General features: G+C 46.8%; 10 protein-coding genes and 1 pseudogene. 6 read left to right on the forward strand and 5 right to left on the reverse strand.

The annotated features are described in order from the left end of the window. Positions 1-249, reverse strand: a pseudogene (locus AC1DU2_RS19570) (glucosamine-6-phosphate deaminase); the annotation flags it as partial. A 103-nt stretch (positions 250-352) separates the two neighbouring features. On the opposite strand from AC1DU2_RS19570, the gene AC1DU2_RS19575 reads away from it, so the two are divergent. Then, positions 353-1,540 (forward strand): anhydro-N-acetylmuramic acid kinase, encoded by a 1,188-nt coding sequence (locus AC1DU2_RS19575; RefSeq protein ID WP_477386215.1) that lies wholly within the window; start codon positions 353-355, stop codon positions 1,538-1,540. A 147-nt stretch (positions 1,541-1,687) separates the two neighbouring features. Here the strand turns inward: AC1DU2_RS19575 and AC1DU2_RS19580 are convergent, their stop codons facing one another. Next, positions 1,688-3,178 carry a ligand-binding sensor domain-containing protein gene (locus AC1DU2_RS19580; RefSeq protein ID WP_477386217.1) on the reverse strand — a complete coding sequence of 497 codons (1,491 nt, stop codon included), beginning with the start codon at positions 3,176-3,178 and terminating at the stop codon, positions 1,688-1,690. A 275-nt stretch (positions 3,179-3,453) separates the two neighbouring features. Here AC1DU2_RS19580 and AC1DU2_RS19585 point away from each other — a divergent pair, with 275 nt between their 5' ends. Together AC1DU2_RS19585 and AC1DU2_RS19590 are read left to right on the forward strand one after the other, a co-directional pair. Continuing rightward, entirely contained in the window at positions 3,454-3,810 is a 357-nt protein-coding gene (locus tag AC1DU2_RS19585; RefSeq protein ID WP_477386219.1) for an endonuclease domain-containing protein, read from the forward strand. Positions 3,811-4,150: 340 nt separating this feature from the next. After that, positions 4,151-5,899 (forward strand): ATP-binding protein, encoded by a 1,749-nt coding sequence (locus tag AC1DU2_RS19590; RefSeq protein WP_477386221.1) that lies wholly within the window; start codon positions 4,151-4,153, stop codon positions 5,897-5,899. Positions 5,900-6,198: 299 nt separating this feature from the next. Here AC1DU2_RS19590 and AC1DU2_RS19595 read toward each other — a convergent pair whose 3' ends face one another. Both AC1DU2_RS19595 and AC1DU2_RS19600 read right to left on the reverse strand, forming a co-directional pair. Then, entirely contained in the window at positions 6,199-6,702 is a 504-nt protein-coding gene (locus tag AC1DU2_RS19595) for a hypothetical protein (protein WP_477360214.1), read from the reverse strand. Between the two features lie 376 nt (positions 6,703-7,078). Continuing rightward, positions 7,079-7,336, reverse strand: coding sequence for a hypothetical protein (locus AC1DU2_RS19600; RefSeq protein WP_477386223.1), 258 nt, complete (start codon positions 7,334-7,336; stop codon positions 7,079-7,081). Positions 7,337-8,694: 1,358 nt separating this feature from the next. Between AC1DU2_RS19600 and AC1DU2_RS19605 the strand changes: the two genes are divergently transcribed. From AC1DU2_RS19605 to AC1DU2_RS19615, 3 genes are all read left to right on the forward strand, one after another. After that, on the forward strand, positions 8,695-9,156 hold the full coding sequence (locus AC1DU2_RS19605; RefSeq protein ID WP_477386225.1) for a hypothetical protein: 462 nt from the start codon (positions 8,695-8,697) through the stop codon (positions 9,154-9,156). Between the two features lie 99 nt (positions 9,157-9,255). Beyond that, positions 9,256-10,254: a phage tail sheath family protein gene (locus AC1DU2_RS19610; RefSeq protein ID WP_477386227.1), complete on the forward strand. Its 999-nt coding sequence runs from the start codon at positions 9,256-9,258 to the stop codon at positions 10,252-10,254. 724 nt (positions 10,255-10,978) lie between these two features. Continuing rightward, positions 10,979-11,932, forward strand: a complete 954-nt coding sequence (locus AC1DU2_RS19615; RefSeq protein ID WP_477360198.1) for a ligand-gated ion channel — start codon at positions 10,979-10,981, stop codon at positions 11,930-11,932. 131 nt (positions 11,933-12,063) lie between these two features. On the opposite strand, the gene AC1DU2_RS19620 is transcribed toward AC1DU2_RS19615, so the two are convergent. Continuing rightward, positions 12,064-13,758 (reverse strand): GH39 family glycosyl hydrolase, encoded by a 1,695-nt coding sequence (locus AC1DU2_RS19620; protein ID WP_477386229.1) that lies wholly within the window; start codon positions 13,756-13,758, stop codon positions 12,064-12,066. Positions 13,759-13,760: the final 2 nt, after the last annotated feature.

Consider the following 13,760-nt stretch of genomic DNA (forward strand, 5'->3'; position numbering starts at 1 on the left):
ATTAAAGGTGATAACATCTTTAAACGACAAGCCTTCTTCTTTGTGTAAGCGTACCAGTTCGGCATAAACACGGATGGGGGTAACACCTGTTGCCAGGCCAAGCACTGCCTGCTCGCCTTTTGCCTGCTTATCGCGGATAAGTTTAGCTATCCTGCCTGCTACGGCAATGGATGCCTCCTGCTGGTTGCCATAAACGCTTACCGGCAGCTTCTCGTACCGGGTCTCTTCCAATAAATTTAATCGGGCCATGGGATTGGGTTGAATTTGGTTGAAAACAAATATATCAGATATTTATTGACCGCACCCATTATTTTAACTTTTGTAAACGACCAACAAATAGTAATTTAACCGCATGTTACCGTTAAACCAAAACTTGCAAAAGCTTTTTGATATCGCCCAAAAACCTGTTAAAACCGTTATCGGCTTAATGTCGGGCACGTCATTAGATGGGTTGGATATTGCCTTATGCAGCTTTAGCGGCCATGGCCTGCAAACCCAATACAAATTACTGCAATTTATCACCATCCCATATCCCGAAAGCTTTAAAAGCGAAGTACAGCAGGTGTTTGCCAAAAAAACGGTCGACCTGGAAAAACTCACTTTACTAAATGCTTACATTGGCAGTTACCATGGCGAATTGGTACTGCAAGCCCTTTCAAAGTGGGATATCGCCCCCGATACAGTTGATTTTATAGCCAGCCACGGTCAAACAATTTACCATGCGCCAAAAAGGTTACACCAACAGGCCAACTATCCTAACGCCACACTGCAAATTGGCGACGGAGATCACCTGGCGGTAAAAACCGGGATATTGACCATAAGCGATTTCAGGCAAAAACATATTGCCGCCGGTGGCGAAGGCGCACCTCTGGCCTTATATGGCGATGTGCTATTGGGCAGTAAACCGGGCGAAGAAAGGATTTTGCTGAACATCGGCGGCATTGCAAATCTTACCTACCTGCCTGCCAATAATGATACAGCCAACGTTTTATGTACAGATGTTGGGCCGGGTAATACCCTGATAGATGCTGCCTGCCGCCGGCATTTTAACAAGGCTTTTGATGAAGATTCGGCCATTGCCAACAGCGGCAAAGTAAACCACCATTTGCTTACCGCTTTGCTCAGCCACCCGTTTTTTGACGCGGCCGCGCCAAAAACTACCGGGCCCGAATTGTTTAACATGGCATTTGTTGAAAATGCGCAGCAACAATCACAAACAAAGGAGGTGCCGCCCGAGGATCTGGTAAGTACATTAAGCGCATTTACGGCCATATCCATCATCAATTCTATCAAAGCCAATATACAAGCCGATAACCCGAAAATATTTGTAAGCGGCGGCGGGGCCAGGAACCCCTTTGTGATAGCCCAACTGAAGCTGGCTTTTGAAGATATTAAAGATACAAGCAGCCTTGGTATTAATCCCGATGCCAAGGAAGCCATATTATTTGCCTTACTTGGCAATGAAGCTTTGTGCGGCGAACCTATTGCTATGGGCAATAACCCAGGCGTGTTAATGGGGAAGTTTAGTTTTGCGGTGTAATACCTTTACTTAAAGTTGGGCCATGTTTTCAACCACTTCCAAGCCCCTCTTTTCGGCGAAGGAGAGAATGCATCGGGTGAGTATTAACCAGCGTTCTCGCCGGCTAATTCCATCTCAAATCTCACGTCTCACATCTCAAATCTAACCCTAAAACGTCCCTCTTTTCCTGATCCTCAGCAAGCCATTGGCCGTGGTGGCATAAATAACCCCTTTGGAATCCTGCACCACCTGGTAAATTTTAAAGCCGGGGGAGGGCGAGTTGGCGTTGTTGTAGTTTTCCCAGCTGTTTTTTAAATCGTACCGCACCAGGCCCGATTGATCGGTGCCCAGCCATAGTACGTGTTCAAACTTATCGTACATAATGCTGGTTACATGGTTTGATGGCATGCCCGAGTTTTTGTCGGTTAAATGCAGCCAGGTACCATCGGGGCGTAGTACCGCAATGCCTTCGTTATCATCATCGGCAGCGGCTTTGCCGGTGCTTACTAACGAGAAATAGAGATTGCCCTGCTCATCTTCGGCCGCGCCGGAAATGCTGGCGTTTTTCAGCGGCGTATCAGATGTGGTAAAGGTGGTTGGCAGCAGGTCTTTCTCAATGAGGATGGTGCCCTTTGATGTACCAATCCAGAGGCGTTTACGGTTATCCACATAAGCAAAAGTTACGTTGCTTGATGGCAGCAGCGGGATGGTTTTCTTGTTAAGCACCACCACTTTATCTTTACGTACCACCACCATGCCATCTTTGGTTGTAAACAGCAATTCGCCGTTGCGGCTTTTGATGATGTGGGTAACCGGGCTTTTTATAAACTTTTTAAAATCGTACACCTGCCAGCCGGCGTCGGTGCATTTGTATATGCCATTATCAATGTAGGCCCATTTGGCGTTTTCCTTGTCAACGGTAATTTCCTGCACAGCGGTTTCGGCAGTAAAGGGCGAGTTGTATTCATTAACCGGGTTAAAGGTAGTGCCATCAAAACGGGTAAGACCGTGGGCGGTGGCGTACCAAAGCACATCGGTAGCGTCAACGGCGCTTGATTGGCTCACGTTATCGGGCAGGGGCGAATCGTAGTGCGTCCACTTGGTAAACTCGTAACTGTTGAGCGATGGGTTGGTATACTGGGTACTGGTGTTGTAAATAGTTGGCGGGCCTGCCGGTTTCATCTGCTCCAGGTCCATCCGCAGCATCTGGGCCGAAATACGGCCAAAGGCTATTTTAAACTGTACATTTACAGATGATGCCACCCGTTTGCCATGGTCAACAGCTGCCTTCCACAAGCTGCCGTTCAGCAGGCGGATGATATCGGCTGTAAGCGGGCTGTTGGTTACGTCGGTATGGCTTAGCACACAGCTAAAGCCCGAAGGCTCAACCAGTACCTGGAAAGTGAGCGAGCCATTGGCATCTTTAAACGAATACTTGCGGTTAATACGGTCGCACACCTGGTCGAGCGTAAACTGGCTGCAGGTAGCTTTGGGGCTGCCACAGTCGATGCAATAATTTTCGGCGCTGCACAGTTCAATCTTTTGCAAAAAAAGATTTTGCGCGCAAACTACCGCGGGAAATACGAAAACTAAAAAGCATGTAAGCACCAATAGCTTACCGGTTTTGGATGGATATAACAATGTCAGCATTAATTTCATAAAATAAAGAAAGCTAACGCAAACCACCAAACTTATAATAGTTAAATTAGGTTAAAGTTTTGTTACAAAGGGAAGGCGGGCGACGACTCACCCGGCCAGCGCTTCGCTGGGCCACCCTCTCTCCGGCTAAAGCCGCAAAGAGGGTTGAGGAAATGAAAAAAATATTTTCGCCCCTCTATGCGACGCAGTCGGAGAGAGGGGCAGACAAGCGCAGCGATGTCGGGGTGAGTCGTCGCCGCCATGCTTAGTTTTTGAAAATATTTGTATTTTCAACCATGTCATCAATTATAGAGCTTTGCCGGTTACTTCGACAACGGGAAACGCCCGCCGAAAAAGTTTTATGGCAGTATCTCAGGAACAGACAACTGAACAACAAAAAGTTCTTAAGGCAATTTCCAATTTGTGTTCAGTCGACCATCAAAGGCAATATTTATTATATTCCTGATTTTTATTGTGCCGAGCTGAAACTTGTAATAGAAGCCGACGGTCCCATTCACCTCTTAAAAAAAGAATATGACCAAAATCGAGATGAGGTTATGAAAGCCCTTGGACTGACTATTTTGAGGTTTAAAAATGACGAAATAATAGAGGATATAGAAGGGGTATTGAATAAAATTGTCATGTATCTGTAGCACCGGTTTGAACGCGGGCGACGACTCACCCGGCCAACGCTTCGCTGGGCCACCCTCTCTCCGGCTTAAGCCGCAAAGAGGGTCGAGAAAATAAAAAATAACTTCTTCGCCCCTCTATGCGACGCAGTCGGAGAGAGGGGCAGACGCCCCGATATTTATCGGGGTGGTCGGGGTGAGTCGCCGCCGCCATCCCCATTCCAATTTTTTAGAATATATAAGTACTTTTACAAAGCCAAACAATTGTGGCTTACAGTTGTAAGTACTTCGCCTGCAACAGGTAAAATTCTTTTGGCAAAACACAAATATCAAATTTAACCCAGGCAGGCTAACTGCTACCCCTATGGATAAAATTACCGATAAATACCATCAGCCGGTTAATGCGGACCCTAAGCGACAGGATCTTTTGTTTGATTTGAAGGAAGTATCCAAACGCACTTACCAGCTTGGGCTTTCGGCCTTGTCGCTGGGGGTGTTTTTATCGGTTTATGATGCCTTTATCGGCATGTATGTGTCGTCGTTTTTGCTGGCTTGCTTTTGCCTGGCTATTTCAATGTTCGTGGTGTTAAAATGGCAGGATGCTATTAAAGATCTTACCATATCTATATTTTCGGTCATCTGCGGGCTGTTGGTGTGCCTGGTATTGCTTGAAGGCTTGCAAACCGACCAGTACCTCTTCTTTTTCCCCGCCCTGATAGCCGTCCCGCTGGTTCTCGACCTGAAGCATAAGCAGGCCAAAAAGCCCGGCATTTTTGTAGGTATCATGATATTTGCCTTTGTTGCCTGTATTGTTATTGGTAACTACGTACCCCCGCTGGCCAATTTTACGCCCGTGCAGGCAGCACGGCTGGCGCTGGTTAACCGCTTTACGGCGCTGGGCTCAACCATTGTGCTGGCGGCGCTATACACGTTTTTCGAAAAAAAGTATATTGAAGAGATTGTTACCCAAAGCGACAGGGTTATCAAAACCAAAACCCAGTTCCTGGCCACCATGGGGCACGAGCTGCGCACCCCCTTAAACGGCATCATCGGTATTGTAAACCTGCTGAAGCAGGAAAACTCGGCCACCCGCCAGGCCGAGTACATCAGCATACTCCAAAACTCGGCCGACCATATGCTGCAGCAGGTAAATGATATCCTGGATTTTAATAAGATAGAAGCCGGCAAGCTGGAACTGCACCCCATCACCATTAATTTAAGCAACTTTTTGCTCAACGTATGCCTGCCTTTTAAAGTGCTGTCGGCAAACAGCAATGTAGAGGTATTGGCCGATATTGACCGCCAGCTGGATATCCTGGTACTGGCCGACGATATGCGCCTTACGCAGGTGCTCAACAATATTTTTGCCAACGCCCTTAAATTTACCGGCAATGGCTACGTAAAGCTAAAAGCTACCTGTCTTAAAAAAACCGATAAGCAAATAGCCGTCGATTTTGTGATTGAAGATACCGGCATCGGTATTGATAAGGCCGACCAGGAAAAGATTTTTGAAGGCTTTTGGCAAGTATACCACGAGGGCACCCGCGAGCTTACCGGCACCGGGCTGGGCCTTACCATTTGCAACCGCATATTGCAGATGATGGGGGCCAAACTATCGCTCGAGAGCGAAAAGGGCAGGGGCAGCAAGTTTTCGTTCAGCTTAACGTTTAACATTGCCCATGTGGCACCGCTTCCTATACCGCTAAAACCGGCGGCAGCCAACGGCGACCTTAAATTACTAAGGGTACTACTGGCCGAGGATAACAAAATAAACATGATGGTAGCCAAAAAAGCCCTCACCAGCTTTGGCGCCACGGTTGATGCCGCCTACGATGGCGTGGAAGCCCTGGCCCGGCTGGAAGATTTCCCCCATTATGACATTGTACTGCTCGACCTGGAAATGCCCGTAATGAACGGCTACCAAGCCGTTTTCGAAATCAAAAAGAAATACCCGCTGGTACCCGTCATCGCCTTCACCGCCTCGCTGGTAGACCAAAAAATGCTTGCCGACCTGCTGGCCAGCGGCTTTAACGATTGCATTCTGAAACCTTTCAACCCGCAGCAGCTATCAACCGTTATTAAAAAACATACCGGGGTTAAGGAAGGGGTGTAGTTTGATTTCGGATTTCGGATTTCGGATTTTTTATTTTAAAATTTAAAAGCGCCCCGGCCCGGTAAGGAAGCCAAAAAAGTCTTAATTCTTGATTCTAACCTCTTGATTCTTCTTCAGGTTCTCTCAACGAGGAACCTGAGGGACGATGCCCGTCGTGTTCCAATAATTCATCGCCTGGTACGCCGCCTCAGGGTCCTTTTTCAAAGAGACCCCGAGGGGACATAAAAAGTCTTACTTCTTGATTCTAACCTCTTGACTCTTCTCATTGCGGCAGCGCGAATACTTACGGTAGCGATGGGTTAATCTGTTTTTTGTAACGTAGCATATACCTCAAGTAATTTATCCAGCTCGGCCTTTGATTTGCAGTTGCCAAAGGCGTGAATGTATGCAGGCCAATCGGTGCCGCTGTTACTGTTGGTAATTAGTTGAACCTGGTATTTACCGTTACAATCATTAAGCGTCCAATTCTCATTGTTGCCAAACAAGTAAGCTTTGGTTTTCTGCTCCTTACAGCTGTCATTTGCGGCAGGAAACAATGCGGGGTTGTTACCCATATAAAAGCCACCCTCAAACCCTGTTGTGTTGGTAGTATCAGCAGGATAAAAGTAATAAACCGAAAAATCGGGACCCTTACTTTTTTTAATAATATAACCACCCGGCAACCCAATGCTGTATTTTAATCCGGGTATTTGTTTCGTGGTCAACGTTTTTTTAAAGGCGCTGTCGGGCAATTTATGAGCGCCGGGTTTGCAGGCAATTAATGTAAATAATAGGTAAATAATTGTGATTTGGTATGGCTTCATTTTGTTTAGGTATCCAAAGCCAAGTTAATGTAAATTATTAATAGCCTGGTAGCCTGAGAGGACAAATTACCTGTCGTTGGCCATTTGTTTTCTGTCCCCTCAGGTTCTCTCAACGAGGAACCTGAGGGACGATGCCCGTCGTGTCCAAATAGTTTATTGCCTGGTATGCCGCCTCAGGGTCCTTTTTCAAAGAGACCCCGAGGGGACATAAATCAGCACACCGTTTGTCGTTGGCCATTTGTTTTCTGTCCCCTCGGGTTCTCTCAACGAGGAACCTGAGGAACGATGCCCATTGTATGTTAACAATTCATCGCATGGTATACCGCCTCAGGGTTTTTTTTCAAATCGAACCTGAGGGACAAAAATCGAAACTTTTCTAAGATTCTATTTTTTCTATCAATTCTGCTCTTATTCCTTTGATAAAAAAATGCAACTTAATTTTAAATTGATCACCAGCTTTTGGATGAAATTTTAAATACGATTCTTTCATAAGTCTACATCTCAATTGTAACTCTGAAACCTTCAAGTTTGTAAACCCACGTTGCGTATTGAAAATTAAGCCCGTGAAAATGCTTTGAGAGCCATCTTCCTCAATCCACAATTCATGTAAATCAGGATTAAATGAAGTGTCCATTGAAAATATATTTTGTACATTTTCATCTGCATAATTAAAATTGCGACTGTAAGATTGGATGTTTCGGAGATATGTTACACCCTGTTCCGCGGCAAAATTTATTTACAAAAGCTCTCGTCATCCCCAAAATCGTCAGCAGAACAGTTTCGGCGAAAACGGGCAAAACAATGCGGGGTGGTGCGGCTGCGGGGCATAGGAAGTTTTTGCATGAGTGGGGGAAAGGAGCCTCGGGGCAAAATAATTCCAGCCCAGGTTTTGCCCGTTTTGCAGGGCAAAGGCCAGGAGCGCCGAGAAGCATTTCTGGTGACAGCGGTTTTGGTTCCTTTTGACAAGACAAAAGGAACTAGGCCCTCCCGCGGCCATAAGCGGGCCGGTGTTGTAGCTTCTACAAAATAATTTCGTAACCTGCAAAACATGGAGTAGAGAGATGTGGCTGCCGTAATGATATAGTGTTTGTTTTGCTAAATCGTTCCCCGAAAGCAAATAGTTCATTAACCCCTCCCTGCCTTTGCCCGCATTGCTATCGCGCCCCTCCCGATGGGAGGGAACTGGGAAAAGCGACTTAGGAATTCGAAATGGAGTATTGGTCCCCAAAGTGTCAGCAGAACAGCTTCGGGCGAAAACGGGCAAAACAATGCGGGGTAGTGCGGCTGCAGGGCATAGGAAGTTTTTGCATGCGCGAGAGGTTAAGCGTGCCGGGGCAAAATAATTCCAGCCCAGGTTTTGCCCGTTTTGTCCCGATTAAAATCGGGATGCGGCAAAGAAGCATTTCTGGTGACTTGAATTATTCGCTGTTGTTTGTTTTTTTATTGGTGCTCATTATCTCGCTATGTTCGGTCTTTTGGTCCTTTTTGTTTCAAGACAAAAAGGACTAGGCCCTCCGCGGCCATGAGCGGGCCTGTGTTGTAGCTTCTGCAAAGTAATTTGGTAACCCACAAAACATGGAGTAGAGTTGCCGTAATGATATAGTGTTTGTTTTGCTAAATCGTTCCCCGAAAGCAAATAGTTCATTAACCCCTCCCTGCCTTTGCCCGCATTGCTATCGCGCCCCTCCCTGTGGGAGGGAACTGGGAAAAAGCGACTTGGGAATTCGAAAGGGAATCGTGGTCCCAAAATGGTCAGCAACACCCCTCCGGCGCTCTCGAGAGGGGAATCGCGCATTTCCACCGCTTTTTTAAAGGGATCGACAGAATATTATGGCGTCCACAAGAGTTCCATTTGTAACCATGTCATAACTGTTTTTTCCAGCCTAAACTGGTGGTCACCCGCAATTATGTATATTTTATATTTACACAACGATGTGGGTAACAAAAACGATTATTCAGCAATATTCATTTAATAAACCTTAACCTTACACTATGGCAGCACCTTACATGACCCCCGGCGTATACATTGAAGAACAAAGCGCGTTTCCCAATTCGGCAGTAGCCGTAGCAACCGCGGTACCGGTATTTATAGGGTACACCGAAATTGCAACGTACAATGGCAACTCACTGCTTCATAAAGCAACCCGGATCACATCACTCGCCGAATACCAGGAGCGTTTTGGCGGCGGGTTTAGATCCAGGTTCGCCATTGCCGATGCTAAACCGAAGTCAGCGGCATTCGTGGTGGCCGGCAACGCAAGGGAGTTAAAAATTAATGATAACAACACCGCTTATCTTTACAACAGCATACGCTTGTTTTTTGCCAACGGCGGCGGTCTATGCTACATCCTTGCTGTAGGGACTTACGGCGATAAGCCTGGTGGTTTTAAAATAGCGGCCGCCGATTTTATCGGCTCCGGAGAGAAGCCGGATAGTCCGCTACAGCTTTTGTAGCGTGAATCCGAGCCTACGCTGATTATAGCCCCTGACGCCATTGCATTGGGCGAGGACTGCTACACCCAGGTATACACTGCAATACTACAGCATTGCAAAATGATGCAAAGCCGCTTTGCCATCTTCGACCTGGTTAAACAACAAGCAGGCGATAACACGGCAGATATTGTAGAATCCTTCCGTAACAAAATAGGCAATGATGCGCTGAATTATGGGGCGGCATATTACCCATGGCTAAAAGCTGCTATCGTACAGTCGGAAGAGGTTGATTTTGAAAATTTGGATGATTCCGTCGATTTGGAAACTACCTTGCCCGAACCAGTGGCACAGGAGGTAATTAAAAAATATAAATTAACCATTGGCGACTTTGACAAAGCACTTGCCGGGTTAACCGATGCTGCCGAAATAGCCAAAAAGAGGGCGGATATCGATAACATCAAGAGAAACTATCACCTGGCGCTTAAAGCTGTCAGTCCTACTTATGTTAACATTCTGGAAACAATAAGGGAAAGCATGAATGAATTACCACCGGCCGGGGCAATGGCTGGTATTTATACCATGGTTGATACCAGCAGGGGTGTATGGAAGGCGCCTGCCAACGTTTCGGTAAGTATGGTGAACGCGCCCTCGGTAGATGTGTCGGACGAAGAGCAGCAAAGCCTGAACGTAGATGTGAACGCCGGAAAATCAATCAACGTGATACGTGCGTTTCCAGGTATCGGCACCCTTGTATGGGGCGGCCGGACGCTGGACGGCAACAGCACCGATTGGAAGTATATCAACGTAAGACGAACGCTGATTATGATCGAACAATCGCTTAAACTGGCAATCAGGGCCTTCGTTTTCGAACCCAACGATGCCAATACCTGGATTACCGTAAAAAGCATGATGGATAACTTCCTGGTTAATTTGTGGAAACAGGGAGCCCTCGCAGGAGCAGTACCCGAACAGGCGTTTTCTGTACAGGTTGGCCTGGGCAGTACCATGACTGGTGATGATATCCTGGAAGGCAGGATGTTAATCAACGTAAAGTTGGCCATCGTTCGCCCTGCGGAGTTCATCATAATCACATTCCAGCAACAAATGCAGCAATCGTAGTAAATGCCCATGCTAAACCATTTTAGCATAATGGACTTTGATATGGTGCTTTATTAACCGGTACAAAAAACCTTTGCTAAACCATTTTAGCAATATAGCTTATGGTGGATTTACACAGTTCGCGATTGCCACGCTACGCTTATAATGACATATTAGTTGTGAAGCTCTGAAGTAGACATATCATCAACATTTTTTCAGGATAGTGTCTATGGCAATCACATGAAATTAGGTACCCTGCCGCCCGCGTTAGGGATGGCAGCGGATACCGGCCCGAGCTTAAGGCCGGTGCAGTATGAGCGCACAGCCCGGCCCAGTTTCTACCAACGGGGAAACGCCCATGTGATTTTTTCCATGCTGAAAAATTAGTGCCGAACCGATGCAAATTTGGTGTAACCCGGGTGTGCCGACGGTGGGATAAAAAGTAGCGTTATTTTGCGCTTTTTTGTTCTTTAAGTGTGAAAATAACAATTAAAAACGCGCCAAAAAATAACCTTTTTTTAAGAAAATTACCTGTGTGAATTTGTATGCTATTTGTATAACATTTGTATGAATTTTTGATGTTTTTGTGTGCTTTTTTGCACCATTAGTATATGATTTGTATCCTCTTTTTGGATATATATTGTTTAAGGTTAAATTCATGACAATTTTTGCGTTTTTGAGGGCAACGCCGGTATTGCCCGGCGATTTTGTTATATTAGCACAACAACCATTTTAACTATTGCCATTGAAAAACAAACTTATTTTGGCGCTGATGCTCCTGCTGGCGTCGGCTGCTGCCCGGGCGGCACAACCCGGTGCCGATACGGTGAAAACGGGGGTGTATATTACCAGCATCCACGATATTAATTTTAAGGATAAGGAATACACCATTGACCTTTGGCTATGGCTGAAGTACAAAAACCGCAAGTTTGATTTTGTGCAAAACCTGGAGGTGCCCCAGGCCAAAACGGTTACTAAATCGTTTTCTACCATCGATTCTTCAGGTAGCAAGGTGTACCTGCTTATGAAGCTGCAATGCGTAATGAAGGATTCCTGGGCCATTAATAATTTCCCTTTTGATAAGCAGAAATTGCGCTTTTCGATAGAGAATTCGCAGTTTGATTCGCACTCATTGGTGTTTGTACCCGATACCCTGGGCAAGCACTTCGACCCCCGCTTTACCCTGCGCGGCTGGCGTGTTGACAGCCTGGGCATAGCCGCCGGCATCAAAAAGTACGAAACCGGCTTTGGCGATTCCACACTGGCTAAACCCCATACCGAATACAGCAACTTTAAGGTTACCCTGAAGATAGCCCGCGACGCGATGGGCTTGTTTTGGAAGATGTTCCTGGGCATGTATGTGGCCTTCCTGATAGCGTACATGTGCTTTTACATCCATACCGACAGTATAGATTCGCGATTTGGGCTGAGTGTGGGCGCTTTGTTCGCGGTGATTGGCAACAAGTATATCATCGATTCGGCCCTGCCCGAGTCGACCACTTTTACGCTGGTGGATACGCTGCATGGCACAACGCTGTTTTTTATACTCTGCATTATTATATGCACTGCCTACTCGTTACGGCTGATTAAAAAAGAACAGGAGGCCAAAGCCAAACGCTTTGATTTTATATGCGCACAGGTACTGCTGGCGGTTTACCTGCTACTGAATGGCTGGTTTATATACGGCGCGGTTAATTGATTATCAGTTAGTTTTAAGTTTTGAGTGCTGAGTTTTGAGTTAAGAAGGCTTTTTAGACTTAGAACTTAATACTTAAAATTCAGTGCTTCAGACTCAAGACTCAGAACTCAAAACGCAGCACTCAAAACTTACTACCAGGTTAACTTCAACAATGCTACGCCTTGCCGGGGCAGGGTAATGGTGGTATTTAAAAGCCCGGCTTTAACCTGCACTTTTAGGGGTTTGCCAACGGTTTGCAGTTGCCCGGCCTGCTCCAGTTGTTTCACCTGGTTGGGCGTAGGGTTTTGCGGCGATCCCATTTTTTTCCATACCTCGTAGGAGTTACTGTGCTGGTTATCAATTTGATATTGTACAAGGGTTGCAACGCCTGCGGGCAGGTTGCTGAGCGTTACTGTCACCGGCTGACCTGGGGCCTGGATATCATCGTCGTGATAATTCCATACCATTACGGTTGCCTGTTTTTTGCCTTTGGCTGCCAGCGCGCCAATATCGGTGTGGATGCCTCGCATGCCCGAGTCGGTAACGGCGGTAAGCGGGTACATCTGGCTGGCGTTAACCTTAAGCCGTTTGCCCTGCATCATCCCAAACATCCGGAATACGTTAAGCACCGGCTTATCAACCCCGTTGGTAGCCAAATCCCTGAACCCATAAAACCAGGGCTGATTTTCAAACTCAAACGACCAGGATACCGCCCCCATAAAGTTTACCCCCAACGAATCGGCCAGTAAGTACTTCCGTGCAAAGGAAGCCGCCGTATAGCTGGAATACATGGTGCCATTGCGGTAAGCGTTGGATGGATTTGTGGCCATACCACAGGCCGCACAGCCTTCCGGGTCAGATTCGCCGATAACGATGGGGATGTTTTTGGTTTGCGGGTACGATGCCACTATTTTAAACCCTTCGCGGATATCGCGCATTTGGGGGGCCATATTCATGCGTACATGGCCATTAACCAATGTAGGCTGCCCCTTGGCATGAAAGGAAATAACATCCAACGGTGAGCCTGTTTTACCTGTGGCATAGTTGGTCCCGGTAAGGCAATGTTCAATAAATGCCCTCAAAAACCTCATCCCGCCCTGGCTCGATCCGCCTGCTATTTCGGGACCACCAATTTTGGCGGTAGGTAAGGCCCTGCGCAGGCCCTGGGCCGCGTAATCATACATCTTAAAAAACTCGGGCATGGTGCCTTTCCAATAGCTTATGTTGGGCTCGTTCCATACTTCCCAGTACCAGCTTTCTACCTCTTTTTTGCCATAACGGGCAACCGAGTGTTTTACCCACTGGTATATCAGTTCTTCCCATTTGTTGTAATCTTTAGGCGGATAGGCCCAACCGGTGTAAATGTCATTATAGTCGTCGCCCGGTTTCCAGTGATGGCGGTAAGGCTCGGGATGGGTAGATAGGGCCTGGGGCATAAAGCCTATCTGGGCGTAGGGTTTCATGCCCAGTTTAATATAAGTATCAAATATGCTATCAACCAGGTGCCAGTTGTAAACGGGCTTCCCGTTGGTATCTTCGGTATATGCATTGGTCGATCCCCACTTGAGGGCTGCTTCGCCATCGCCGGTGGTAAGCAGGTTATGTACCCGCATGTGTACGGGTGTGGGGCTTAACGCGGCCAGGTGGGCAAGCAGTTTACGGCCATCTTTCATGTAGGTGTAGTTGGGCTCATCGTGCCCAAACCACGCCCAAATGGGGCTCATGTCGCCGCTTTCGGCATTTAAATCTATATTAATAGTGGCGGTTTGCTGCTGTGCGTAAATGCACTGGCTTTTTAGCAGCAATGTAAGTAAGCTTAAAAGCGCAAATCCTGTTTTGATACTCATGG

This window comes from Mucilaginibacter sp. P4_C11 (assembly GCF_056402115.1).